The 26389-nt window shown below is 67.4% G+C and carries 22 protein-coding genes; 14 read left to right on the forward strand and 8 right to left on the reverse strand.

Annotated elements, in window-relative coordinates:
* Positions 1-3: 3 nt before the first annotated feature.
* Entirely contained in the window at positions 4-291 is a 288-nt protein-coding gene (locus tag K7711_RS14100; protein WP_222969599.1) for a YiaA/YiaB family inner membrane protein, read from the reverse strand.
* Between the two features lie 138 nt (positions 292-429).
* On the opposite strand from K7711_RS14100, the gene K7711_RS14105 reads away from it, so the two are divergent.
* From K7711_RS14105 to K7711_RS14115, 3 genes are all read left to right on the forward strand, one after another.
* Positions 430-2187 carry an alpha/beta hydrolase gene (locus tag K7711_RS14105; RefSeq protein WP_222969601.1) on the forward strand — a complete coding sequence of 586 codons (1758 nt, stop codon included), beginning with the start codon at positions 430-432 and terminating at the stop codon, positions 2185-2187.
* A 20-nt stretch (positions 2188-2207) separates the two neighbouring features.
* The gene (locus K7711_RS14110; RefSeq protein ID WP_222969603.1) at positions 2208-2903 is read left to right on the forward strand and encodes a CPBP family intramembrane glutamic endopeptidase; all 696 of its coding nucleotides are present in this window, start codon (positions 2208-2210) and stop codon (positions 2901-2903) included.
* 204 nt (positions 2904-3107) lie between these two features.
* A complete protein-coding gene (locus K7711_RS14115) occupies positions 3108-3446 on the forward strand; it encodes a sterol carrier family protein (protein WP_222970325.1) in 339 nt (112 codons plus the stop codon).
* A 34-nt stretch (positions 3447-3480) separates the two neighbouring features.
* Here the strand turns inward: K7711_RS14115 and K7711_RS14120 are convergent, their stop codons facing one another.
* Positions 3481-4797 (reverse strand): YhgE/Pip domain-containing protein, encoded by a 1317-nt coding sequence (locus tag K7711_RS14120; protein ID WP_443678091.1) that lies wholly within the window; start codon positions 4795-4797, stop codon positions 3481-3483.
* Between the two features lie 112 nt (positions 4798-4909).
* On the opposite strand from K7711_RS14120, the gene purF reads away from it, so the two are divergent.
* The 5 genes from purF (at position 4910) to K7711_RS14145 (ending at position 12267) form a co-directional block, all read left to right on the forward strand.
* Positions 4910-6487 carry an amidophosphoribosyltransferase gene (purF, locus tag K7711_RS14125; protein WP_222969608.1) on the forward strand — a complete coding sequence of 526 codons (1578 nt, stop codon included), beginning with the start codon at positions 4910-4912 and terminating at the stop codon, positions 6485-6487.
* A 225-nt stretch (positions 6488-6712) separates the two neighbouring features.
* A complete protein-coding gene (locus tag K7711_RS14130) occupies positions 6713-8269 on the forward strand; it encodes an ABC transporter substrate-binding protein (protein ID WP_222969609.1) in 1557 nt (518 codons plus the stop codon).
* Between the two features lie 83 nt (positions 8270-8352).
* Positions 8353-9363, forward strand: a complete 1011-nt coding sequence (locus K7711_RS14135) for an ABC transporter permease (protein ID WP_222970326.1) — start codon at positions 8353-8355, stop codon at positions 9361-9363.
* 68 nt (positions 9364-9431) lie between these two features.
* Entirely contained in the window at positions 9432-10427 is a 996-nt protein-coding gene (locus tag K7711_RS14140) for an ABC transporter permease (protein ID WP_222970327.1), read from the forward strand.
* Complete coding sequence (locus tag K7711_RS14145; RefSeq protein ID WP_222969611.1) at positions 10420-12267, forward strand: dipeptide ABC transporter ATP-binding protein; 1848 nt, start codon at positions 10420-10422, stop codon at positions 12265-12267. Before K7711_RS14140 ends, K7711_RS14145 begins: the two co-directional genes overlap by 8 nt.
* A gap of 211 nt (positions 12268-12478) precedes the next feature.
* Here the strand turns inward: K7711_RS14145 and K7711_RS14150 are convergent, their stop codons facing one another.
* A complete protein-coding gene (locus K7711_RS14150) occupies positions 12479-13099 on the reverse strand; it encodes a TetR/AcrR family transcriptional regulator (RefSeq protein WP_222969613.1) in 621 nt (206 codons plus the stop codon).
* The gene (locus tag K7711_RS14155) at positions 13086-13952 is read right to left on the reverse strand and encodes an alpha/beta fold hydrolase (protein WP_222969615.1); all 867 of its coding nucleotides are present in this window, start codon (positions 13950-13952) and stop codon (positions 13086-13088) included. Before K7711_RS14155 ends, K7711_RS14150 begins: the two co-directional genes overlap by 14 nt.
* 278 nt (positions 13953-14230) lie before the next feature.
* Here K7711_RS14155 and purM point away from each other — a divergent pair, with 278 nt between their 5' ends.
* Positions 14231-15328, forward strand: a complete 1098-nt coding sequence (gene purM / locus K7711_RS14160; RefSeq protein ID WP_222969617.1) for a phosphoribosylformylglycinamidine cyclo-ligase — start codon at positions 14231-14233, stop codon at positions 15326-15328.
* A gap of 256 nt (positions 15329-15584) precedes the next feature.
* Here purM and K7711_RS14165 read toward each other — a convergent pair whose 3' ends face one another.
* The 4 genes from K7711_RS14165 to ygfZ all read right to left on the reverse strand — a co-directional run bounded on the left by K7711_RS14165 (position 15585) and on the right by ygfZ (position 19022).
* The gene (locus K7711_RS14165) at positions 15585-15800 is read right to left on the reverse strand and encodes a DUF3073 domain-containing protein (protein ID WP_040818199.1); all 216 of its coding nucleotides are present in this window, start codon (positions 15798-15800) and stop codon (positions 15585-15587) included.
* Positions 15801-15972: 172 nt separating this feature from the next.
* A complete protein-coding gene (locus tag K7711_RS14170) occupies positions 15973-16938 on the reverse strand; it encodes an asparaginase (protein ID WP_222969619.1) in 966 nt (321 codons plus the stop codon).
* Positions 16939-17160: 222 nt separating this feature from the next.
* On the reverse strand, positions 17161-17766 hold the full coding sequence (locus tag K7711_RS14175; RefSeq protein ID WP_235747249.1) for an MOSC domain-containing protein: 606 nt from the start codon (positions 17764-17766) through the stop codon (positions 17161-17163).
* Between the two features lie 128 nt (positions 17767-17894).
* Complete coding sequence (ygfZ, locus tag K7711_RS14180) at positions 17895-19022, reverse strand: CAF17-like 4Fe-4S cluster assembly/insertion protein YgfZ (protein WP_222970328.1); 1128 nt, start codon at positions 19020-19022, stop codon at positions 17895-17897.
* Between the two features lie 167 nt (positions 19023-19189).
* On the opposite strand from ygfZ, the gene K7711_RS14185 reads away from it, so the two are divergent.
* From K7711_RS14185 to K7711_RS14205, 5 genes are all read left to right on the forward strand, one after another.
* Positions 19190-20101: an aminodeoxychorismate lyase gene (locus tag K7711_RS14185; RefSeq protein WP_222969623.1), complete on the forward strand. Its 912-nt coding sequence runs from the start codon at positions 19190-19192 to the stop codon at positions 20099-20101.
* 98 nt (positions 20102-20199) lie between these two features.
* Entirely contained in the window at positions 20200-21669 is a 1470-nt protein-coding gene (locus tag K7711_RS14190) for a cytochrome ubiquinol oxidase subunit I (RefSeq protein WP_222969625.1), read from the forward strand.
* 12 nt (positions 21670-21681) lie between these two features.
* Positions 21682-22746: a cytochrome d ubiquinol oxidase subunit II gene (gene cydB / locus K7711_RS14195; protein ID WP_222969627.1), complete on the forward strand. Its 1065-nt coding sequence runs from the start codon at positions 21682-21684 to the stop codon at positions 22744-22746.
* A 3-nt stretch (positions 22747-22749) separates the two neighbouring features.
* Entirely contained in the window at positions 22750-24486 is a 1737-nt protein-coding gene (gene cydD / locus K7711_RS14200) for a thiol reductant ABC exporter subunit CydD (RefSeq protein ID WP_222969629.1), read from the forward strand.
* Positions 24483-26195, forward strand: a complete 1713-nt coding sequence (locus K7711_RS14205) for an ATP-binding cassette domain-containing protein (RefSeq protein ID WP_222969631.1) — start codon at positions 24483-24485, stop codon at positions 26193-26195. The genes cydD and K7711_RS14205 overlap by 4 nt, the downstream gene beginning before the upstream one ends.
* Positions 26196-26389: the final 194 nt, after the last annotated feature.

Consider the following 26389-nt stretch of genomic DNA (forward strand, 5'->3'; position numbering starts at 1 on the left):
GGTTCAGGCCGCGCGGAACGGGTCGTGTTCGGCCATCAGCTTTTCCAGGCGGGCCTCGTCGATGCGGTGGTGGACGCGGGCGGCCTCGTGCTGGTCGCGGACGACCTTGGCGAGGGTGAAGGTGCTGCTGACCAGGAAAAGCATGGTCATCAGGAGGAAGCCGCGCTGCCAGATGTCCAGCGGCAGGTAGATGATGCCCGCGGCGGTGGCGACGAAGGCCAGGCCGAAGGCGATGGCGGCCTGGGCCAGGAAGGCCGAGGTGCTCTTGGTCGAGGTATCGGGAGTGCTCATGGCATCGAGTGTCCCGATCGGCGGGCTCGCCGACCTGCGTACAACTACTCGAGGCGGGCAGGTAGTTCGCGCACGCGGTGATCTGCGCCTCCGCGCGACGTCCCATGATTTCGGTGGTCGGGCGGCCATACTTGACAGGTGCTCGACTCCACCGAGGCCCTGACATCGCTGCGTGCGCGCGGTGTCGTCCTGGCTCGCCGGGCGTCCGAGCTGCTGCATCGCCTGGAAAAGGACGTCATCGGCCTCAACTATGCCGGACTGGTCGTCGCGACGGTGTTCTTCGCCTGGTCGGTCACTCCGTCGCTGCTGCCGCGCGACTGGCTGTTCCAGGGTCTGATCAGCGGTTTCAACGCGGTGATCGGATACGGCGTCGGCTGCGTGTTCGACTGGGCGTTCCGGCGGTGGGTCCGGCCGAAGCTGCCGTGGCAACCGCCATCGCTGCGGGTGCAGTACGCGGTGAAGGTGACCGTGCTGGTGGTGTGCATCCTGGCCGCGGGATACATGCTGGTGCTCTCGGCGGACTGGCAGCGCCAGATCTACACGCTGATGGATATGACCGGCACCACCACCTCGGGATATCTGCGCACGGGCGGGTTGAGTCTGCTGGTGGGCACGGTGGTGGTCGGGCTGTACCGGACGTTTCGGATCATCGTGCGGCTGCTGGCCCGGTTGCTGAGCCGCTGGGTGCGGGTACCGTCGAGGTTCGCGCCGACAGTCGGTGCGGCGTTGCTGGCGGTGCTGGTCGTTTCGCTGTTCAACGGCCTTGCGATGCGGGCGTTCTTCGCGGCGGCCAATTCGGCGTTCAGCGTGCGCAACGACAAGATGACGTCGTACGCGGTGCAGCCGCAGGCCCCCGAACGCTCAGGCAGTCCGCAGTCGCTGGCCGGCTGGAACACCCTCGGCTCGGAGGGCCGTTGGTTCGTCTCGCACGGGCCCGACGCCTTCCGGATCGGCGCCGTCACGGGAAAGCCCGCGCTGGAACCGATTCGCGCCTATGTCGGGCTGGAGTCGGCGAAACATGGTGAGAGCCAGCAGGATCTGGCCGTGGACGAACTCGAGCGGACGCATGCGTTCGATCGCAAGGTGCTGGTGGTGGTCACCACGACCGGTACCGGGTGGGTGAATTCCATGACCGCCAACGCGATCGAGTACATGTACGGCGGTGACACCGCGATCGTGGCCTCGCAGTATTCGTATCTGCCCAGTGTGCTGTCCTTCCTGGCGGACCGGCAGAAGGTGGCCGAGTCGGGGCGCAAGATGTTCGACGCGATCTACCGGGCATGGTCGCAGCGACCGGTGCAGAATCGGCCGAAACTGCTGGTCTATGGGGAATCGCTGGGTTCGCAGGGGTCCGAGTCGGCCTTCTCCGGACTGGCCGATCTGCGTGCCCGGGTGGACGGCGCGCTGTGGGTGGGGCCGCCGAATTCGAATCTGCTGTGGAGCCAGTTCGTCACCCGGCGTGATCCCGGATCACGCGAGGTGGCGCCGGTCTACGCGGATGGGCTCGTGGTGCGTTTCGCCGCGAACGCCGCCGATCTGTCCGAACCCTCGCCCGAATGGCGGCGTCCGCGCATCGCCTATCTGCAACACGCGTCGGATCCGATCGTGTGGTGGTCGCCGGATCTGATCTTCTCCAGACCGAATTGGCTCTCCGAGCGTCGCGGTTCGGACGTGTCCACGCAGATGCGCTGGTGGCCGTTCGTCACCTTCTGGCAGGTCGCCGCCGACCTCACCAATGCCCAGGGCGTCAGCGACGGTCACGGCCACAACTACGGCAGTCTCGTGCTGGACGGCTGGGCCGCGGTGCTGCCGCCCCCGGACTGGAATCCGGATCTCGAGGAGCGAATCCGCACCCAGATCGAACTCTCCGAGGCCTACGAGCGCGCCGTCAAGTGAACCCGAAAACCCTGGCAGCCATGGGTATTCCACTCCTGTGGAACAACTGGCTACTACCGCGCCTGCACCTGGGACCGCGCGGCCGCACCGCCGCCAACGCCGCATTCGCCACGGCCTACGCCGCCGCATTCCGAACCCGACGACCGTGTGACGAACGCGACTCCGACTCGGGCACAGTGGATTACGCATCGTCGATGCCCGTATCGACCGTCCGGGGGGATCGATATGCGACACTGCGGACGCCGTTCGGCGATCGCGGACTGCGCTGCGGTTCGGTGCTGTTCGCAGCTGTCTGCCTCGGGTACTGCACCGCACTCGCCATTCCGTCGCTGCGCATACGCCTGTCCGAATTCGCCGACCGCGCACCGGAAGTCGGCCTCGTCGAATGGGCAGGTGTGCACATCCCGATCGGCACGGTGTACAGCGAGGAACTGATCTTCCGCGACACCCTGGACCCACTGCTGGACGATACTTTCGGAACGTATGGAATCTGGCTCGGTGCAACGGCTTTCGGCCTCTGGCACATCGCTCCCGCCCGCGCTGCCGGTGACAACGTGCCCGCGACCGTATCCGCCACCACCCTGGCCGGTCTGCTCCTGGGCGGGCTACGCCGTCACACCGGCAGCGTGATCGCCCCGGCACTGGTACATCTGGCCGTCAACGCAGGCGGCGCGATCGCACCCCGGATCGCACGGCGGACTCGCGGACCGGCGTGACGCGATCCATTGCCGCAGCGCCCTGTGGATCATTGTGGACAACAAGCGATCACGGCTCCGGCACACCGATCGCCGACGAGCTGCGATCGCTGTAGCTGGTGCGCGGACGACGTGCGTCGGCGAGTTCGCTGATCCGGGCTGGGTAGTCTCGGGATCGTGGCGCGACGAGGTGCGGTGGATCCGGCGGAGGTTCGGGCGGCGGTGATGGCCGTGGGCGAGTGGTTGCGTGTGGAGACCGCGTCGGCTCCAGCGCGTGCGGAACTCGCCGCGGCGGTGCGCGGGACGGCGCGCACGCTCGCGGCCGGCGCGCCGGGGGCCTCGGTGGAGGTGCGGGTGCCGCCGTTCGTGGCGGTGCAGTGCATCGAGGGGCCCCGGCATACTCGCGGCACCCCGCCGAATGTGGTCGAGACCGATCCGCGCACGTGGTTGCTGTTGGCGACCGGGCTGCTCACCTATCAGCAGGCCGTGGACTCCGGTGCGCTGACCGTGTCCGGGATTCGGGCGAGCGAACTCGCGCACTGGCTGCCGCTCGTCCCGCTCTGAACTCCGGTGCGCTGGAGCGCGGTTCGGATGACGTTCAGGCGGGCTGGGTCTGGTTGACCGGCTTGCGTTCGAGTCCCTTGTGGTCGTAGTAGCGCGTGATCACCAGCCCGAGGACCAACCCGATGGCCAGTCCCAGCGCGGCCATCCAGCATCCGCGTGCGAGTCCGGCGTCACCGCTGCCGTTGAAGTAGAGGATCGCGCGGGTGCCCAGGAACACCTGGTGCATCGGTTCGAACGAGGCCAGCCAGCCGAAGTACTTCGGGGTCGCCTCGATCGGGACCGAGCCGCCGGAGGAGGGCAGGCCCAGGATGATGAACACGATCATGTTGACGATCAGTCCCGAGCTGCCGATCGCCGCGAGGACCGAGGTGCAGGTGAAGCCGGTCGCGATGATCACCAACGCGCCGTAGAGGAACAGCGTCAGCGGTTGATCGATCGGCATGCCCAGCAGCTCGCCGATGCCCATCATCACCGCCGAGACGACCACCGCCATGACGGCCACGGCCGCCCACTTGATCAGCAGCGTCCGCACCCGGGAGATGCTCGCGCGCGGATAGTGCACGTACCACGGCCCCCACTCGGTCGGCAGGAAGCCCAGCGAGGAGTCGATCAGCTGATGCACGACCATCGCGCCGACCATGCCGACCATCAGCAGCAGCAGACCGTAGAAGAAGGCCGTCAGCCCTTGGCCGGAACCTCCGGGCAGCGGGTGGAACTGATCGGTCACGATGTTCAGCGGATGGGTCAGCACGATCCGGGTGGCGCCGGACAACTGGGTCGCGCTCCCGCCGCCGGAGGTGAGCTGAGCCTGCACCGTTTCGGTCAGCTGTTTGCCGACGGTGGTGTCGACCTGTGTCAACGCCTCATTGCCGAAACGCTGCGCGATCGACGTGGCGAACGCGCCCGTGCGCGGATTGGTCTGCAGGGTGATGATCGGACGTTCGATATCGCCGGGGACGACACTGCCGACACCGAGAATCCCCAGGCGTTTGGTGAAGTCGCTCGGAATGATGACCGTCGCGTACACCTTGCCGGTCTGCATCTGCAGCTGCGCCTCGTTCAGGCCCAGCACGCGCAGATCGATCTTGTCCGCGGGCACGGCCTTGCGCAGCCCGTCCTGCACCTGATCGCCGAAGTTGACCTGTTTGCCGCTGATCGTGTCGCCGACGTCCTGGTTCACCAGTGCGATCGGGAAGTCGTGCAGATTCTTCTCCGGATCGATGACGTAATCGAGATACATCACACTGAGCAGCGCGCTCAACAGAGTCATCACGATGATCGGAAAAGTCCACCTGACCGGGCTCAGTCGCCGAGGGTTCGCAGGCACTTCCGCACTGTCCGTAGACGCCACGGTCGCACCGTAGCAGCAAACCGCGTGCCATCCGGGTGATCCCGACGGAGGTTTCGCGCGGATGACCCGTAGAATGATGGATGCCACCAGCCCGCCGAACTTGGAGCAAACGGTGACCAACGACGATCTGTCGGTCGAAAGCCCGAATTCACCCGTCGAACCCGACTCGGACCGGCCCGAAAACGAGCCACGCGAGGAGTGCGGCGTCTTCGGTGTCTGGGCTCCGGGTGAGGATGTGGCCAAGCTCACCTATTACGGCCTCTACGCATTGCAGCACCGCGGTCAGGAGGCGGCGGGCATCGCGGTCTCCGATGGTTCGCAGGTGCTGGTGTTCAAGGATCTGGGCCTGGTGAGTCAGGTGTTCGACGAGCAGACGCTGGCGGCCATGCCCGGCCACGTCGCGGTCGGGCACTGCCGGTACTCCACCACCGGCGCGGTCACCTGGGAGAACGCCCAGCCGATCTTCCGCACCACCTCGGTCGGCACCGGAATTGCCCTGGGGCACAACGGAAATCTGGTCAACACCGCCGAACTGGCCTCCCGGGCCCGCGAATTCGGCCTGATCAACCGGATGCCGGGCTCGGTCGCGGCCACCTCGGACTCGGATGTGATGACCGCGCTCCTGGCGCACGCGGCCACCGACAAGAGCATCGAGCAGGCCGCGATGGAACTGCTGCCGACGCTGCGCGGCGCGTTCTGCCTGACCTTCATGGATGAGCACACCCTCTATGCCGCTCGCGATCCGCACGGTGTGCGGCCGCTGTGCCTGGGCCGCCTGGATCGTGGCTGGGTGGTTGCCAGCGAAACCGCCGCACTGGACATCGTCGGCGCGTCCTTCGTGCGCGAAATCGAGCCGGGCGAACTGCTGGCGATCGACGCGGACGGGGTGCGTTCCTCGCGGTTCGCCAATCCGGAGCCGAAGGGCTGCGTCTTCGAATACGTCTATCTCGCCCGTCCGGACAGCACCATCTCCGGACGTTCGGTGCACGCCACGCGTGTGGAGATCGGCCGTCGCCTCGCCGGTGAACATCCGATCGACGCCGATCTGGTCATCCCCGTTCCCGAATCCGGCACTCCCGCCGCGGTCGGCTACGCCCAGGGTTCGGGCACGCCCTACGGTCAGGGACTGATGAAGAACGCCTATGTCGGGCGCACGTTCATCCAGCCCAGCCAGACCATCCGCCAGCTCGGCATCCGGCTCAAGCTCAATCCGCTGCGCGAGGTGATCCGCGGCAAACGCCTGGTGGTGGTGGACGATTCGATCGTGCGCGGCAATACCCAGCGCGCACTGATCCGGATGTTGCGCGAGGCCGGGGCGTTGGAGATCCACGTCCGCATCGCCTCGCCGCCGGTGAAGTGGCCGTGCTTCTACGGCATCGACTTCGCCTCGCGCGCGGAGTTGATCGCCAACGGGGCCGAGTGCGAGGGCTCGGTCGAGGACATGGTCGAGAACGTGCGGCGTTCGATCGGCGCGGACACGCTGGGCTACATCTCCCTCGAGGGGATGGTCGCGGCCACCGAGCAGCCGCGCTCGCGCCTGTGCTGCGCCTGTTTCGACGGCGAGTACCCGATCGCGCTGCCGACCGAGGCCGCGATCGGAAAGAACGTCCTGGAGACGATTCTCGGCGGCAAGTCCGAGTCCCAGCTGCTGGGCGAGAACGCGAACGCGAGCGCCCTGAGCCGCCCGTAGACCTGCAGAATTTCTGCATAAGCGACTAATTGTTGCGAAACGCAACATATCCGCAACGCCCTGGCGGTACTGTCCCGCCATATCGAAGTTGACGCGGTCGCACCCGTCCCGTGACCCGGGACGGCGTGCGCCGTGTGTGCGAGATGAGGGACAGTCATGCGGTTAACGGCGACACATGCGTCGGCGGCCCGATCGGGTCGCGTGAAAACTATTGCGGCAGTAGGAATGGCAGGACTCGCGCTGGTCGCGGTCGCCGGGTGCGGTGCCGGCCGCACGAACGGCGGCGGCAGCGGCAGCGGTCTGGTCATCGGGACCACGGACAAGATCTTCTCCTTGGATCCCGCCGCGGCCTACGACCAGGGCTCCCTGGTGCCCGAGACACAGATCTATCAGCAACTGCTGAACTTCGCTCCGGGGGCGACCACTGCGACGCCGGATGCCGCGCAGCAATGCGGCTTCGCCACGCCCACAACGTTTTCCTGCACGGTCAAGCCGGGCCTGAAGTTCGCCAACGGTGATCCACTGACGGCAGCGAGCGTGAAGTTCTCCTTCGATCGCATGCTGAAGATCAATGATCCGAACGGGCCGGCCTCCCTGCTGGGCAATCTGGATCACACCGACGCCCCCGATGCGAATACGGTGACCTTCACCCTGAAGAACGCCAACGATCAGACCTTCGCCCCGGTGCTGGCCACGCAGGCCGGGTTGATCGTGGACGAGAAGGTGTTCTCGGCCGACAAGGTGCTGGACGACGACGCGGTCGTCAAGGGCAAGGGCTACTCCGGCCCCTACACGATCGTCAGTTACGACAAGAACAAACTCGTCGGGTACCAGGCGAACCCCGGCTACAACGGCATCCTGGGCAAGGCGAAGACCGCCACGGTGTCCGAGAAGTACTACGCGTCCAGCGACAACCTCAAGCTCGACATCCAGAACGGTAATATCGACGTCGCCTACCGCAGCCTGAGTCCGACGGATCTGGACTCGCTCGGCAAGAACGACAAGCTGACCGTGCATTCGGGTCCCGGCGGCGAACTGCGCTACATCGTGTTCAACATGAACACCATGCCGGGCAACACCCCGGACCAGAAGCTGGCCGTCCGCAAGGCGGTGGCCTCGAGCATCGACCGTGACGCGCTGTCCAACGGGGTGTACAAGGGCACCTATCAGCCCGCGTATTCCCCTGTGCCGCAGGCATACCCGGGTGCGATCGAGCCGTACAAGACCGTGTACGGCGAGAAGCCGGACAAGGCCGAGGCGGCCAAGTTCCTCTCCGACGCCGGTGTCCAGACCCCGGTGACGCTGAATCTGCAGTACAACCCGGATCACTACGGCTCGAGCAGTTCCGAGGAGTACGCGGCGATCAAGAGTCAGCTCGAGGCCACCGGGCTGTTCAAGGTCAACCTGCAGTCCACCGAGTGGGTGACCTACTCCAAGGAACGGGTACACGACGGATACCCGGTCTTCCAGATGGGGTGGTTCCCGGATTACCCGGATGCGGACGACTACCTGACCCCGTTCTTCGCGCCGAACAACTTCCTGCAGAACCACTTCGAGGATCCGGGCCTCACCGCGCAGATGGCCGCCGAGGCCACCGAGCCGGACAAGGACAAGCGCGCCGCGATCATCCAGCAGATCCAGACCGAGATGGCGCAGAACTTCCTCTCGATCATTCCGCTGTTGTCGGGTAAGCAGGTCGCGGTGTCGACCAAGAGCGTGCAGGGTGTCGACAGCACGCTCGATCCGTCCACCAAGTTCCGCTTCAGCGTACTGAGCAAGTGACGAGTGCGGCCACCGAGCGGGAGCCGGAATCCCCGGCTCCCGCCGCGAATACGCAGCGCCGCAGTGGGTCTCGCTATGGCGTACTGCTGCGCTACCTGGGAGTGCGGCTGCTGCTGATCGTGCCCACGGCATGGATCCTGGTGACGGTCGTCTTCTTCCTGATGCGCGTGGTGGGTGATCCGATCAGCGCCGCGCTGGGCGGGCGGCTGCCACCGGACCAGATCGCCGAACGCAAGCGCGCGGCCGGATTCGACCGGCCCATCCTGACCCAGTACTGGGATTACATCTCCGGGCTGGTGCGCGGGGATTTCGGCCGCTCCCAGGACAATCGGGCGATCAGCGACATCATCACCAGTTACGGCGCGGCCACGCTGGAATTGGTGGTGTGGGCGTTGATCGTCGCCTTCCTGGTCGGGATTCCACTCGGGCGGCTGGCCGCCAAACGGCGGGACAAAGCCTCGGACGTGGGGTTGCGGCTGTTCGCGATCCTGGTCTACGCGGCGCCGGTGTTCTTCGTCGGGCTGCTGCTCAAACTGGTTTTCGCGGTCGAGCTGGGCTGGCTGCCGGTGGCCGGGCGGGCCAGTACGAATGTGGAACTCGCACTGCAGAACGTCTCGCCGAAGACCAACATCCTGTTCATCGACGCAATCCTCTACGGCGACAGCGGATATCTGCTCGACGTGGTGAAACACGCCATCCTGCCCGCCATCGCGCTGGGGCTGCTGACCGCGGGAATCTTCCTGCGGCTGGTACGGATCAATCTGATCCAGACCCTGCGCAGCGATTTCGTGGACGCGGCGCGGGCGCGCGGTCTGTCCGATCGGGTGGTGACGGGGCGACATGCGTTCCGCAACGCCATGATTCCGATCGTCACCGTGATGGGTATGCAGATCGCGATGATGCTCGGCGGGGCGGTGCTCACCGAGATCACCTTCGAATGGAAGGGCCTGGGCTATCAGCTCGCGCAGTATCTGCAGGCCCGGGACTTCGTCGCGGTGCAGGGGATCGTGGCATTCCTGGCACTGGTCGTCGCGGTGATGAGCTTCCTGGTGGATGTCGTTGTGGCGCTTATCGATCCGAGGGTGAGGTTTTAGGGGATGGTAAGGAGGCGGAGCTTGCGGAGCCGACGGGGTGGGTGGATACAGTGAGCGCTCCTGAACTGATGGCCGATCCGGTCGTCGTCCCGCCGGTGCCGCGCCGTGGAATTCCGGGGATGCGGCTGTTCTCGCTGACCTCCGGGCTGCAGCGGGTGACATTGATCGCCGGGCTCGGGCTGATCGGGCTGTTCGTGATCGTCGCGGTGTTCGCACCGCTGATCGCGCCGTACGGATTCGCCCAGATCTCCGATCACGGTGTGGATTTCGTGCGGCAGCAGGCGCCCTCGGCGCAGCACTGGTTCGGCACCTCGGTGCGCGGGGAGGACGTGTTCTCCCGAGTGATCTACGGGGCGCGCACCGCGCTGGTCGTCATCGCGATCTCGCTGGTGTTGTCGCTGTTCGTCGGTGTGCCACTGGGTTTGCTGTCCGGCTACGTCGGGCGCTGGGTGGACCGGGTGCTGGTGCTGTTCATGGACGCGATGTACGCGTTCCCGACGCTGCTGCTGGCGATCGTGGTGTCCATCGTGGTGGCGGGCGGCAACTCGTCTAGTTTCGGCGGTGTGCTGTCCGCGGCCGTGGCGATCACGGTGATCTATGTGCCGCAATACTTCCGGGTGGTGCGCAATGCGACGGTGGCGGTGAAGACCGAGCCGTACGTCGACGCCGCGCGGGTGACCGGCGCGTCGATCGGGCGAATCCTGTTCCGGCACATCTTCCCCAACGTCACGCAGTCGCTGCCGGTGATCATCACCCTCAACGGCTCCGAGGCGATCCTGACGCTGGCCGCGCTGGGATTCCTCGGTTACGGCATCGAACCGACCCAGGCCGCGGAATGGGGTTACGACCTGAACAAGGCGTTGTCCGATGTCTCCGACGGGATCTGGTGGACGGGGATATTTCCCGGTGTGGCCATCGTGCTGGTCGTGCTGGGGATGACGATGGTGGGGGAGAGTCTGAACGAGGTGCTCAACCCGCTGTTGCGGACGCGTCGGGCGGCCTCGGGCGGGAGTGCGACCGAGGGCGCCTCCGCCGCGAACGGTACCGGAGACGGGAATGACTGAAATATCCGAACGTACTGCGGCCCTGTCGATCACGTCGCTCTCGGTCACCTTCAGCACCGACGCGGGGGCGGTCGATGCCGTGCGCGACGTGTCGTACGAGGTGTTCCCGGGTGAGGTGCTCGCGATCGTCGGTGAATCGGGCTCGGGCAAGTCGGTGAGTTCGCGCACCGCGATCGGACTGCTGCCGCACACCGCCCAGGTGCGCGGGACGGTGACCGTCGGCGCGCACACGATCACCGCGATGTCGGACAAACAGCTGACCGCGATCCGCGGCGGCGAGATCTCGATGGTGTTCCAGGAGCCCGGTGCGGCCCTGGACCCGCTGTTCACCGTCGGCTTCCAGCTCGCCGAAGCCGTTCGCGCCCACACGAATACCAGTCGTCGAGCGGCCAAGGCCCGCGCGATCGAACTGCTGCGAACGGTCGGACTGCCCGATCCGGACCATCGGGTCGACTTCTATCCCCACCAACTCTCCGGCGGACAGAAGCAGCGCGTGATGATCGCCATCGCCATCGCGTGCGAGCCGAAGGTGATCATCGCCGACGAACCGACCACCGCGCTGGATGTCACCGTCCAGGCAGAAATTCTGGAACTGCTCCGCGATCTGCGCGACCGCACCGGCAGCGCCATCGTCCTGATCACCCACAACATGGGTGTCGTCGCGGACCTGGCCGACCGCGTCGTGGTGATGCGTTCGGGCAAGGTGGTGGAAACCGCCCCGGTCGAGCAGCTGTTCGCCGCCCCGCGCGAGCAGTACACCCGAGATCTGCTCGCTGCCGTACCGCACCTCGGCGCGGGCCTGGAGCCCACTGCCGAGCCGGTGTCTCCGATTGCGCCGCAACCGGATTCGGCATCCGGTCCGGAGCCGGTCAGACCGGCGGGCCGGTCGAATTCGGATGCGTCGGTGAGCGGGCCGGATGCGGGCGAGTCGGTTGGTGAAGCGTCGGACGCAGGCTCGCGCGTGGCGGCCGGGAGCGCGGGCTCGGCCGAAGACGTGACGTCGCCCGAAAACGTACTCGAGGTGCGGAATCTGGTCGTGGAATTCCCGGGTGCGCTGGGGCGGGCGGCTTTTCGTGCGGTCGATTCGGTGAGTTTCGGCATCGCGCGCGGTGAAACCCTGGGCCTGGTGGGGGAATCCGGGTCGGGCAAGACGACGATCGGGCGGTGTGTGGCCGCGTTGCAGCGGCCTTCGGCGGGGGTGATCCGGGTGCAGGGGCAGGAGCTGACCGGGTTGTCCGAGCGCAGGTTGCGGCCGATGCGCAGGCGGTTGGGGTTCGTGTTCCAGGATCCCGCGACGTCGCTGAATCCGCGATTGACCGTCGGGCAGTGCGTTGCCGAACCGCTGGCGGTGCATCGCGCGGCCGCGGGGGCGGAGCTGCGGTCGCGGGTGCGCGGCATCCTGGACGCGGTGCAACTGCCGGAGGGGACCGAGAGTCGTTATCCCCATGAGCTTTCCGGTGGCCAGCGGCAGCGGGCGAGTCTGGCGCGGGCGCTGGTGCTGAATCCGGATCTGCTGGTCGCGGATGAGCCGACCAGCGCCCTGGATGTTTCGGTACAGGCGCGGGTACTCGAGCTGTTCGCCGAGCTACAGCGCGAATTCGGCTGGGCGTGCCTGTTCGTCAGCCACGATCTCGCCGTGGTGGACCAGCTCGCCGCCCGGATCATGGTGCTGCGCAACGGATCCGTGGTCGAACAGGGCACCCGCGACGAGATCCTGCGGCACCCGTCGCAGGAGTACACCCAGCGACTGGTCGCGGCCGTGCCGGTCCCGGACCCGATCGAACAGCGCCGCCGCCGCACCGCCTCGGCTGCCCTGTTCGCCGCGGACGGCGCCGGGTGACCAACCGGATGCGGTGCGCGGGTCGTCATCCCCTCGACGGAATCCGCTGCACCGCATCCGTTTCCGGACGGACGCTGGGCCGGTGGTAGGTATCGGCCGAGTGTTCACCGATCCGGGGTGGTGGCCGGTGCCGGACTGCCGCCGCCCCGGATCGGGACCATCGATCATCTCCGCCGGAGAGACCCGCAGCGCGGCGAGAACGGTTGCGGTGTCACGATTCCGGCGCGGCCACCGGTCGCAGGAGCCCGCTGATCATCAGCAGGATGCACTGTTCGGCTTCGGCGCGTTCGGTTTCCGGATCCTCCGCGTTGGCCACCAGCATGCCCGCCTCGGTCACCGCGCTCAGGATCAGGTGCGCCAGCACGCGAACGGGCGCGTCGACGGTCAGGCCCGCGGCGACCGCGCGGTCCAGCAGATCGGTGATCAGGCCGAGGCCGTGCCGGCTCTCCATCTCGCGCCAGCCCGCCCAGCCCAGGACGGCCGGGCCGTCGGCCATGGCGATGCGCACCGTTTCGGCGCGGCTGCACATGTCCAGGAAGGTGTGCAGGCCGACGGCCATCGCTGCCATCAGATCGTTCGGATCGGGCAGGGCCGCCACGGCCCGTTCGATCTCGGCGGTGTTGTCGGCCTCGAGTTGTTCGAGCACGGCCAGGAACAATCCCCTCTTGTCGCCGTAGTGGTGGTGCAGCGCCCCCCGGGTGACCCCGGCCTCGGACACGATCTCCTCGGCCGAGACGCCCGCATAGCCGCGCGCGGCGAACAGCCGATAACCGGCCTGTTCCAATGCGGTGCGGGTGGTGCGGGAGCGGTCCTCCTGACTACGGCGTGGCATGCAGCCGAGTGAACTCCACGATCAACTCGGTGAGCAACTCGGGCTGATCCTCGGCGATGAAGGTGTAGGAATCCGCGACGGTCTTCAGGGTCGCGTTGGGCAGATCGCCCGCGAGACGTTGTGCGAAGGACAGTTTGAATGCCTTGTCCTCGGGCGCCCACGCCAGCAGGATCGGCAGATCCAGACTCGGGAACCGCTCGGCGGCGGCCAGGGTGTACCGGTTGTGCACCCCGCGCACGAAGCGACGCAGATCCGCGCGCACCGCGGCGGAATTGCGGCTCGGCAGCAGATAGGAGTCGGTGATCTCCGCGGGCGGCTGGCGCTTGGTGACCAGGCCGAAGGCGATCGGCAACCGCAGGGCCGGACGCACCCGCATGAGTTCGAGCATCGCGCGCAGCAGACCGGGGACCGCGGCGATCCGGGGCAGCGGGGTGAACGGCTGCGGGAAGAACTTCTCGTAGGCGTCGCAGTTGGTGAGCACCACGCGCGCGACCCGGGATCGGTTGCGGGTCAACAGGATCTGCGTGATGGCCCCGCCGGTGTCGTTGGCCACCAGGGTCACATCGCGTAGATCCAGCCGCTCGAGGAAGGCGGCGATGAGATCGGCCGCGCCGGTCGGGGACAGGTCCGCGTCGGGCACCGGAATCGTGTGCGCGCCGAAAGGCCAGTCCGGGGTGATGCATCGATGTCCCGCCGCGACCACGCCGGGCACGACCTTGCGCCACAGATCGGCGTTGACGAGCAGCCCGTGCACGAACACCACCGGATCGCCGGAGCCGGTGTCGTGATAGCGGATCCGGGCGCCGGGCAGGTCCACATGATCGATCGGGCCGAGTGCGGTGCTGGTTGCCATGGTTCCTCCTGGACTTCGGGGGTGGATGCCTGCCCAGATTTACATACATACAGGATGTATGTCAATAGTGCCTGTGGCCCGGCGAACAGTGCGACGACCGCGCGAATGACCGGTCGCGGGGAGGCGACGCATTCGGATCAGGGGGCTGGACAGCGGCGTCATCGCAATGGCGATATTTTGTCGATACGCCAAGCCAATACCGGTGCATACCCGTTACTCCGCTCCGGTAGCGTGATCAGGCATCTATCCGCCGATTCGGTTTGGAGCTTTCCCCGAAAATGACTGAGCAGACCCCGAGTGGTGCCGGTATGGACGACCGGGGCGGCGCTTCGTACGCTGCCGCCGGTGTGGATATCGAGGCGGGTGACCGCGCGGTCGAGCTGTTCGCGCCCCTGGCTCGCAAGGCCACTCGGCCCGAGGTACAGGGCGGGCTCGGCGGATTCGCCGGACTGTTCGCGCTCAAGGGCGGCTACCGCGAACCGGTGCTGGCCTCCTCGACCGATGGCGTCGGCACCAAACTCGCGGTCGCGCAGGCCATGGACAAGCATGACACCGTCGGGCTGGACCTGGTCGCCATGGTCGTGGACGATCTGGTCGTCTGCGGCGCCGAACCGCTGTTCCTGCAGGACTACATCGCGGTCGGCAAGGTCGTTCCGGAGCGGGTCGCGCAGATCGTGTCCGGTATCGCGGAGGGCTGCGTCCAGGCCGGCTGCGCACTGCTCGGCGGTGAGACGGCCGAACATCCCGGCCTGATGGAGGACGACCACTACGACATCTCGGCCACCGGCGTCGGCGTGGTCGAGGCCGACGCGGTGCTGGGTCCGGATCGGGTGCGTCCCGGTGACGTGGTCATCGCCATGGGCTCCTCGGGCCTGCACTCCAACGGCTACAGCCTGGCCCGCAAGGTGTTGCTGGACATCGACCGGATGTCCCTGGCCGGACACGTCGAGGAATTCGGCCGCACCCTCGGCGAGGAACTGCTCGAACCCACCAAGATCTACGCCAAGGACTGTCTGGCCCTGGTCGCCGAGACCGATGTGCGCACCTTCGCGCACGTCACCGGTGGCGGACTGGCCGGAAATCTGTCCCGGGTGGTGCCCGCGGGCCTGGTCGCCGAACTCGATCGCGGCACCTGGAATCCCGCGCCGGTGTTCAAGCTCATCGCCCAGCGCGGCCGCGTCGCGCGCGCGGAGATGGAGAAGACCTTCAACATGGGCGTCGGCATGGTCGCCGTCGTCGCCCCGGAGGACGCCGACCGCGCCCTGGCCGTCCTGACCGCCCGCCACATCGCCTGCTGGACGCTGGGCACGGTGAAGAAGGCCAAGGACGACGACGCCGACCGGGTCACCCTGGAAGGCGAACACCCGCGCTTCTGAGCGCGGCGGCATGCCGTTGGTTGCGAATGTCTGTTCCGGTAGAACCTCGGAACGGACATTCGCAACAGTCCGTAGCGGACTGGTCAACGGTGTGTGTCGACACCAAAAAAGCACCGATGTCCCGTTGGCTCAACGGGACTCCGATGCGGGTTGCTGAGCTCTCAGCTGGTGATTCGAGTTGCTCGACAGGCCGGACTCGGTACGGACGTGTGAAGGGGGAGGCCCCGCAGGCCTCCCCCTTCACACGTCGTCCAGGTCAGCGGCGCCAGTTGTCGTAGTCGTCGTCGGTGTCGTTCCAGCGTGACAGCGATTCGTCGCCGTCGTGCTCGTCGGACAGCACATCACCGCGCTGCGAGTTGTGGGAGTGTCCCGACAGCTCGCGCTGAAGGCTCGTGAAGTCGGTCGATGGCGAGCTGTACTTGAGCTCGCGAGCAACCTTGGTCTGCTTTGCCTTAGCCCGGCCACGGCCCATGGCTGACCCCCTCACGTCACTGCGGAGCGGCCTGGGGTGGTTTGGCGGCCCCGTTCGAATTAATACTCTTCCTGACAGACACTTTAGCGTGTGTGACGCGGTCGCGCTTCCAGGAGTGGTCGAAGACTCCCGATCTGTCCGGGTTTGCCGGGTTGTCGCCCTCGGCCAGGAGTTATCCGAACAGGCCGGGGACCGCCCGGATCACCCCGACCCGCGCACCGCCGCCGAGCACCGCGGGGGTCGCCAGATCCGCGTGCGCATCGGTCCACGCCACTCCCATCCGACGCAGAATTGCCTGCGTCAGGGGCATGCGGGCGCGGTCGTGACCGTCGTCGATCTTGTAGGCGAACGCCCGCCCGTCCGGCAGCGCACCCGCGTGTACGCCGTCCGCGCCGATCTTGCAGACCAGTCCCGGGGTGGCTCGCATGGTCAGCAGGTCCGGGCCGTCCGTGCCGGAAATCACTCGCGGATTGTTACGAATCGCCTCGGCGACGCGCCGGTGCGGGGTTCCGGGCTCGCCGGTCGCCATCGCCGCGTAGGCGCGGGCCAGATTCACCAGCGATACCGGCACGATCGGCAGACCACAGCCGTCGATGCCGAGATCGGCCTCCGATTCCCCGGTGATCTCGGCGATCGTCGCGGAGACCGCCTGCTGCAGCGGATGCGCCGCATTCAGGTATCCGACCGTGGGCCAGTCGTTGATCTTGCAGGTCGCGAGCATGGCGGCGTGTTTGCCCGAGCAGTTCATGTAGATCTTGCGCGCGGCCTTGTCACGGTCCTGCCCGGCCAGGGCGCGGGCTCGGGCGAGTTCGTCGGAGGGCAGATCCGGCGGGCATTCGAGTTGGTCCTCGTCGAACCCGAACCGGTCCAGCAGGCGCTGCACGAGTTCCACGTGGTCCGGCTCGCCGAAGTGCGAGGCGGTGGCGATGGCCAGCTCGGCCTCGTCCTCGGGCTCGAAACCGTTGCGCAGCAAGGTGATCGCCTGCATCGGCTTATTGGTCGACCGCGGGAAGATCGGCAGATGCACCTCGCCGAGTGCGATATCCGGCTCGCCGTCGCTGTTCAGGATCACCACCGAACCGCGGTGTACGCACTCGCGGAATCCGGATCGGACCACCTCGACCAGATCGACACTCACGACTGCACCTCGCCGGCGCTCGGCTCCGTCGTGCGCGATGCGCGCTGTGTTGATGGTTCGCTCGCAAGCTCGCTCACGACCGCACCTCCCCGGCATTCGATTCGGTCACCAGCGCTGCTCGCGGTGTGCGCACCTGTCCTCCCCGATCGTCGTTCCGCGTCCATCCGCGGGCATCCACCGTAGCGGACCGGCCGGTCCGGACTCGACGCGCGCGGCCGCCGATCATGGGCGCGTCCGGTTCGCGCGGCGCGCATGCCGTTCGACCTGCATGCGGACGTCGTCGGACACGGTGGGCTCGGTGGCCAGGAGCAGTTCGAGCCGCTCGGGATCATGGCCGGTGAACAGGTCGCGGACCGTCACGCCGTGCTCCGGGACGTAGTCGATGCGCACCTCGTCGCCCGCGCCGATGGTGCCCTCGCGCAGCACGCGAAGGTATGCGCCGGTATCGGACTGCTGAGTGAAGCGCTTGACCCACTGCCGTTCGTTGCTCCAGTACTGGAACGTCGCGCACGGCACGCGCGGCGCGCTCACCTCGAGCACGGTGTCATTGATGCGCCAGCGCTCGCCGATGACCGAATCACTCACCGCCAGACCGGATATCCGCAGATTCTCGCCGAACCATCCGGCATCCAGCGCGCGCTGCAACTCCGCACCCCAGCGTTGCGCGTCGTGCTCGGCGTAGGCGTACACGGCCTGGTGGACGCCGCCGTGATTCACGGTGTCGCACACGTGATCTCCGTCCAGACCCAGCGTGCGCACCGCGACCCGGCCCGGGACCGGACGTTTGTCGATCGCGGTGTGCCCGACCCGGTTCACCTTGGCGGGCATCTCGAGGTCGGCGTGCACCACGCACACCGCGAGCACCGTACCCACCGCCCCGAGACCGGACCGCGGCGTCGCCGGGGCGTGCGAGGTCCCCGGGACATGCGATATCGCGGATTCACCGGCGGGTGCGCTCATCGCCCGCGCAGCCTCTCCACCGCGAGGCGACCGGCCTGCGGTTCGTCGTCCGCGGGGACCGAATCCGGATCGATGGCCGCGGCCATCGGCCCCGCCTCGAGCTGGGCGTCGGCCGGGACGGCGCGTTTGAGCAGGGCCAGGGCGATGGGCCCGAGTTCGTAGTGGTCGACGAGGGTGCCCAGGCGGCCCACCGCGCGCCCGCCCGCGGTCACCGGATCGCCGACCTCCGGACGGGAGTCGGCCGATCCGTCCAGATGCAGCAGGACCAGATGACGTGGCGGTTTGCCGAGGTTGTGCACCCGCGCGACCGTCTCCTGACCGCGATAGCAGCCCTTGTTCAGGTGGACCGCGCCGAATTCGCCGACGCCGCCGATCCAGTGGACCTCGTGCGGAATGGTGCGATCGTCGGTGTCCATCCCGATGCGCGGTCGCAGGGACGCCACCCGCAGCGCCTCGAACGCCCACAGCCCGGCCGGCGCCACACCCGCGGTGGTCAGCCTGGACCACCAGGACTGCAGCTCCTCGCGCGGGACGAGCAGGTCGAAACTGTCACCGGTGGGCCACGGCATACGTCGCAGGAATCCGCCGGACGGTAGCGCAATTGCGCCATATGCCGGAGGTAGCTGTTCGACGCCGAGCGTCTCGGTGAGTGCGGCGATTCCGGGGCCGAGCAGGGTCAGCACGGCGTGCTCGGGGGCCGCCTCGGGTTTCGCGTCGGCCCAGAACACCATCTTGCGCAGGAAGTCCAGCAGGTCCTGACCGCGCTCGCCCTCGGTATCGATCCACAGCGTGCCGTCCAGATCGGTGAGCACGAAATGGTTCAGTACCCGGCCGTTGAGGTCCAGGTCCAGATCCTCGGCCGACTCGCCGTCGCCGAGGTCGGTGATGTGCTGGCTGGAGATGGTGTGCAGCCAGGACAGCCGTTCGGCGCCGGTGATGGTGAGCACGAAACGGTGGGACCGATCGACGACGGCCGCGCGCTCGACCGCGGCTCGCTGTTCGCCGAACGGATCGCCGTAATGCCAGGCGACCGCGGCGTCGGGGGTTCCGGGCGGGCCCGCGACGGCCCCCGGAACGGTCAGCAGCGGACTGGGCGGGAGATCCACGGACACGTCATCCACAATAGGCGAATTCGGACTCGGAGGTCGGCGGGCAAGTCGCGGCGGGATTTCACGACCCGTTTGCTGTGCAGTTCCTCACCGGTTGCCGGGTGATCGGCGTGCGTGTGATGGTGCCCGACGGCAGTTCGGTACCCTCTCGCGCAGCCGTCCGTTCGCCTAGGCTGCTGCCCATGGTGGATCGAGTTCTGGTGACACTCGACGGCGCTGTCCAGGACCCGGACGCGCCGTTGCTCTCTGCGGACGACTTCGGCGCACTGCGCGGCGACGGCGTCTTCGAAACGGTTCTGGTACGCGAGGGCAAACCCTGTGCACTGGAATTGCATCTGGCCCGCTTGCGGCGTTCGGCACAGGTGCTGGATCTACCGGAACCCGATCTCGGGCAATGGCGTTCGGCAGTCGAGATCGCGGCCAAGGAGTGGGGCGCCGAGCAGGAGGGGCAGTTGCGTCTGGTGCTGACCCGCGGACGCGAAAGTGCCGGTCCCGCATCGCGAGTCACCTCGGGTGCGTTGTCCGAGACCCCGGATTCGACCGCGTACGTTCTCGTCGCCCCGGTTCCCGAGCGGGTGGACAAGGCCCGCACCGAAGGGATTTCGGTGATCACCCTGGCGCGCGGAATCTCGGTCGATCTCGCGCAGAACGCACCGTGGCTGCTGATGGGTGCGAAATCCCTGTCTTACGCGACGAACATGTCCGCGCTGCGCTTCGCCGCCCGTCAGGACGCGGACGACGTCATCTTCACCAGCACCGAACATCGGGTACTCGAGGGTCCGCGCTCGACCGTGGTGATCCAGCGCGACAAGCAGCTGCTCACCCCGCCCGCCAAGCACGGCGTTCTGCCCGGCATCACCCAGCGCGCACTGTTCGCCGAGGCCGAGCGGGCGGGTTGGTCGTGTGAGTACAAGTCCTTCTTCGTCGCGGATCTGATCACCGCGGACAGCGTGTGGATGTTGGGGAGCATCACATTGGCCGCGCGGGTGGCATCACTGGACGGTCTGCGGATGTCCGCTCCGGACTGTGCGCCGGAAATCAGCGAGCTGGTCGATCGGGGTGTCGCGCGGAACTGGAGGCTCGCCGACTGGTGAGATGATCGAGACCCGCGTCGTGACCTAGGACTCGTTGTTTCGGAAGGCATCTGGCGTAGCCTTTACTACGACATGTAGTAGTAGAGGTGGGAGGCCGGATGAGCGTTGTCGACATATCGCGGTGGCAGTTCGGTATCACCACCGTTTATCACTTCATGTTCGTACCGCTCACCATCGGTCTGGCCCCGTTGGTCGCGGGCATGCAGACCGCCTGGGTGGTGACCGGCAAGGAACACTGGTACCGGCTGACGAAGTTCTTCGGCAAGCTGTTCATGATCAACTTCGCGCTGGGGGTCGCGACCGGCATCGTGCAGGAATTCCAGTTCGGCATGAACTGGAGCGAATACTCGCGATTCGTCGGCGACGTCTTCGGCGCACCACTGGCCATGGAGGGCCTGGTCGCCTTCTTCATGGAATCCACCTTCCTCGGATTGTGGATCTTCGGCTGGACCCGGCTGCCCAAACTGGTGCACCTGGCCACGATCTGGCTGGTCGCGATCGGGGTGAACGCCTCGGCGTTCTTCATCATCGCGGCCAACTCGTTCATGCAGCATCCGGTCGGTGCGGTGTACAACCCGCAGACCGGACGCGCTGAGCTGCACAGCATTTGGCAGCTGCTCACCAATAACACCGCGCTGGCGGCATTTCCGCACGTCGTCGCCGGATCCTTCCTCACCGCAGCGACTTTCGTCGCCGGTATCGGTTGCTGGTGGATGGTCCGCGAGTCGCGCAAGGGCCGCGGCGCGCCCGGCGGGCCATCGGACACTGTCGACCTCGCCCGCGACATGTGGCGTCCGGCCGCGCGGATGGGCATGTGGGTGATCATCATCGCGGGCGTTGCCCTGGTGTTCACCGGTGATGTGCAGGGCAAGCTCATGTTCAAACAGCAGCCGATGAAGATGGCCTCGGCCGAATCGCTGTGCCACGGACAGACCGATCCGAAATTCTCGGTGCTCACCGTCGGCACGCACAACAACTGCGACAGCGTCACCCACGTCATCGAGGTTCCGGGCGTGCTGCCCTGGCTGGCCGAGGGCAAGTTCAGCGGCGTCACGCTGGGCGGGGTGAAGGATCTGCAGGTCAGCTACAACGAGAAGTACGGGCCGGGCGACTACCGGCCGAATCTGTTCGTGACCTACTGGACGTTCCGCGCGATGATCACCTGGGCGGGTGGTTCCGCGCTGATCGCACTGCTGGGACTGTGGCTGACCCGGCGCGGCCGGATCCCCGGACAACGCTGGTTCGGCTGGCTGAGCCTGCTGGTCATCCCGACGCCCTTCCTGGGCAACAGCGCGGGCTGGGTGTTCACCGAGATGGGTCGTCAGCCGTGGGTGGTCGCACCCAACCCGACCGGTGATCCGCACCTGCGGATGACGGTGCAGCAGGCGGTATCCGGCAACACCGCGGGCACGGTGCTGACCTCGCTGATCGTATTCACGGCGCTGTACGGGGTGCTGGCGATCGTCTGGTTCTTCCTGATGCGCCGGTACGTGATCGAAGGGCCCGAGGCCCTCGCCGCGGCGAGCGGGCAAGACGGTGCCGTCGAGAAGCTTTCGTTCGCCTACTGAGGGAGTCGAGCAATGAGTCTGCCGGAATTCTGGTTCCTGCTGATCGGTGTGCTGTTCACCGGGTATTTCGTGCTGGAGGGCTTCGACTTCGGCGTCGGCATGCTGATGCCGATCCTCGGCCGCGGATCCGAGACGCGAAAACGTGTGGTGCTCAACACGATCGGGCCGGTGTGGGATGGCAACGAGGTGTGGCTGATCACCGCGGGTGGTGCGCTGTTCGCGGCGTTCCCGGAGTGGTACGCGAGCCTGTTCTCCGGGTTCTATCTGGCGCTGCTGCTGATTCTGGTGGCGTTGATCGTCCGGATCGTCGGCATCGAATACCGCAGCAAGATCGACGATCCGCGCTGGCGGGCGGGCTGCGACGCGGCGATCATCTTCGGATCCTGGGTGCCCGCCCTGGCCTGGGGACTGGCCTTCGCGAACATGGTGCACGGCGTGAAACTGAACGAGCACAGGCAGATCGGCGGAAATCTGCTCGATCTGCTCGGGCCCTACGCACTGCTCGGCGCGTTGACCACGGCACTGCTGTTCCTGCTGCACGGTGCGGTGTTCATCGCGCTCAAGACCGGCGGCGAGGTGCGCGAGAGCGTGCGCCGGATCGCGCGGATCGTGGTCGTGCCGACGGTGATCGTGGTGCTGGCCTTCGCGCTGTGGACGCAGTTCGCGCACGGCAAGGGATGGACCTGGATTCCGTTGGCGCTGGCGGTGATCGGGCTGGCGCTCGCGGCGGTGGCCACGTTGCGCGGGCGGGACGGCTGGGCGTTCACCGGGACCGCGCTCACCGTCGCGGCGGCGATCGTGCTGCTGTTCGGCGCGTTGTTCCCGTATGTGCTGCCGTCGAGTATCGACCCGTCGTTCGGGCTGAGCGTGGACGGCCGGGTGGTGGACGGTCATCGGACCGTGAGCGCCTCGTCGACGCATTACACGCTGATGGTGATGAGCTGGTGCGCGGTCATCGTGACGCCGGTCGTGGTGCTGTATCAGGGCTGGACGTACTGGGTGTTCCGCAAGCGGCTGACTGTCGAGCAGATTCCACCGGCGACCGGGCTGTCGCTACAGCGCAGCGCCGCGGGCTGAGTCATGGCCGGCCCCGTCGATCCGCGCCTGTGGCGGTACGCGCGTTCCGCCCGCCGGTATCTCGTGCTCAGCGTCGCACTGTCGCTGGTGACCACCGGATGCATCGTGGTGGCGGCGTTGCTGCTGGCGCGGATTCTAGCGGGCGTGATCACCGATCCGGGACAGCGCACGCTCGGCTCCTGGGCCGTGCAGATCGTGGTATTCGTGCTCGCGATCGGTTGCCGGGGCGTGGCGACCTGGTGGCAGTCCCGGCTGGCGCATCGGGCCGGCGCGCAGGTCGTGGCCGAGTTGGAACAGGCCGTGCTGGTCACCGGCGCCGGACTCGCACCGCGCGAGTTGGATTCGCGCCGAACGGAATTGGCGGTGGTGGTCGGCAGTGCGCTGAGCGGGTTGCGGGCCTATCTGACCGGCTACCTGCCCGCGCTGCTGCTGGCCGTGTCGGTGCCGCCGATCGTGCTGGTGGTCATCGCTGTGCACGATCCGACCGCGGGGCTGATCATTCTGATCACCCTGCCGCTGATTCCGGTGTTCATGGTGCTGATCGGATTGATGACCCAGGGCCGGTCCGCCGCGACGCTGGCCGCCGCCACGCGGCTGTCCGATCAACTGCTGGACCTGTTCGCGGGGATGTCGACACTGCGTGCGCTCGGGCGTGAAACTGCCGGAGACACCGAGGATTCCGGTATGACGATGCGGCATCGAGTGCGGGCGCTGGGCGAATCCCTGCAGGCGCGGACGATGTCGGCGCTGCGGATGGCATTCCTGTCCTCGATGGTGCTGGAGATGCTGGCCACCTTGAGTGTCGCGCTGGTGGCGGTCTCGATCGGAATGCGGCTGGTGTTCGGGCACATGGGCCTGTACGCGGGACTGCTCGGGCTGATTCTGGCGCCCGAGGTGTATCTGCCGCTGCGAGCGGTGGGGGAGCGCTTCCACGCCGCGCAGGATGGTATGGCCGCGGCCGAGAAGGCTTTCGCGGTACTGGAATCCGAGGATCGCGCGGTGAAACTCGCTGGTGCCCGGGAGATCCCGGATTTCCGAGGCGTGCTCGAGATCCGGGACCTCTCCGTGCGCTCTCGCGACGGGTTCGCGCCCGCCGGTCTGTCCACGATGCTGCGATCCGGTGCGATCACGGTATTGGCCGGGCCGAACGGATGCGGGAAATCGACTGTCCTGCAATCGATCCTGGGTCTCATGCCGCCCGATGCCGGAACGGTTCTGGTGGACGGTGTTCCGGTGTCCGAGCTGGATCCCTCGTCCTGGTGGGCGCGGGTCGCCTGGTTGCCGCAACGTCCGGTGCTGCTGCCCGGAACCCTGCGCGAGAACCTCGAACTCCTCGGCGCGAACACCCGCGGCGAACTGCTGGAATCAGCCAGCGCCGCAACCGGATTCGACGCCGTACTGAACGAACTCCCGGACGGCTGGAACACCGTGGTCGGCTCCGGTGGCCACGGGCTGTCCCTCGGCCAGCGCCAGCGTCTCGCCCTGACCCGGGTCCTGGCCGCCGATCGCCCGATCCTGCTGCTGGACGAACCCACTGCTCACCTCGACGATCTCAGTGCGGCCACCGTGTTGTCGGCCCTCACCGCGCGCGCCCGCGCCGGTGCGACGGTCGTCGTGGTGGCCCACCGCCGCGATCTTCTCGCCGCCGCCGACCACGTCGTCGAGGTTCATGCCTCCCGCACCGATTCGCCGGCCCGACCCGCTGCGAACGGCCACACGGCCGAGGAGGTCGTCCGATGAGCGGTGCGTGGACGGATTTTCGGCGGATGCGGGACCTGCTCGGGTTGTCGGGGTGGCGGGTCGCGGTGTCGATCGGATGGGGTGTGCTGGCGCTGGGGAGCGGGTTGGCGTTGGCGGGGCTGGCGGCCTGGCTGATCGCCCGGGCGTGGGAGATGCCGCCGGTGCTGGACCTGAGCGTTGCCGTGGTGGCCGTTCGGGCCCTGGGGATTTCGCGCGGGCTGTGCCGGTATCTGGAGCGGCTGGCCACGCACGATGTGGCGCTGCGGGCGATGACGACCGCACGGACCGGGGTTTACACGGCGCTGGCCCGAGCCGACATCTGGACGCCGCGTTCGCGGAGCGACACCGAATCCGCAGGCGCCCAGGAGGATCCGACCCGACTGCGGCGCGGTGATCTGCTGACCCGGATCGTCGACGACATCGATGATCTCGGTGCGCTGGTGGTGCGGGCCGTGGTGCCGATCGCGGTCGCGGTGGTGCTGTCGGTCGCCGCCGTCGCCGTGCTGGCCGTCGTATCCGTCTCGGCCGCAGTGATTCTCGCCCTCGCGCTGGCGGTCGCCGGAATCTTCGCGCCGTGGCTGTCCGCGCGGGCCGCGCGGGAGGCCGAACTCGCCGTCCGCGCGGATCGTGCCGAATTCACCGCCGCCGCGATGACGGTGCTCGATCACGCGCCCGAACTGCGCGTCGCCGGGCGGCTCGACCCGGCGCTCGGGACCGCCGCGGCCGCGAGCCGGCGCGCCGTGCAGGCCGAGGACCGCGCCGCCGCACACAGCGCCTGGGCCGCCGCGGCAACCCCGATCTCGATCGGCGTGAGTGTGCTGGGTGCGCTGCTCATCGGCATCGTGCTCTACGGCGGCGCGGGCGTCGCCCGGATGCCCGCCGGATCACTGCAATCGGTCTCGCCGGGCGCGATCACGCCGATGGCCATGGCCGTGCTCGTGCTGCTGCCGCTGTCCGCGTTCGAGGCCGTGGGTGTACTGCCCGCGGCGGCTCAGGCGCTGACCCGAGGCAGAGCCGCACTGCGTCGGATCACCTCCGCCGAGGAGGCGAACGACGTTCGGACGCAACAGGATCGACTGCGAGAGCTGCCCGCGCTGCCCGCCGGACGCCGGATCGCGGTTCTCGGCCCGAGCGGCGCGGGCAAGACCACACTGCTCATGGCCTGGGCCGGGCTGTTCGACACGCCACGTCCGGGAGTCACCTTCTTCGCCGAGGACGCCCACCTGTTCGGCACCACCGTCCTGGAGAATCTGCGCGTGGCCCGCGGCGACGTCACCGAGGACGAGGCGCGCGCGGCACTGCACGCGGTCGGCGCGGGCGACTGGCTCGACTCGCTGCCCGAGGGGCTGCGCACCGATCTGATCGGCGGCGCGGCGGCGGTATCGGGCGGTCAGCGTCGCCGCATCCTGCTGGCTCGCGCCCTGCTGTCCCCGGCCCGCGTCCTGCTGCTGGACGAACCCACCGAACACCTCGAAGCCGACACCGGAGCGCACCTGCTGCGCGCCCTCCTCGACGACACCAGCGGGCTGGTCGCCCCGGACCGCACGGTCGTGGTCGTCACCCACCAACTGCCCCCGGACCACCGCGCCGACACCGTCGTACAGGTGGCCCTCGACGGCCGAATCGCGATCCACCCCACCATCACCCGCCTCACCAGCGATTTCGCCTCCCGCGAAAATACGTTGCCGACCGGCGGATCGACCCGTTAGATTCGTGGTACACGGGAAGGAGGTGGTTCGAAGAATGAGTATTCGCAGGACACGTGAGGTGGCTGTCAGCTAAGCGCCACCGCTGCGACGGGTAACCCGTCCGCGCGAGCGCGCGGCGAATCCCAGGCAGTCACCCGACCCCCGAGTCCCCGGTTGTCCGACCGGGATCGCGAGAAGAGATCTTCCGCGATAAG

Source organism: Nocardia coffeae, assembly GCF_019890715.1.
GTDB lineage: Bacteria > Actinomycetota > Actinomycetes > Mycobacteriales > Mycobacteriaceae > Nocardia > Nocardia jiangxiensis.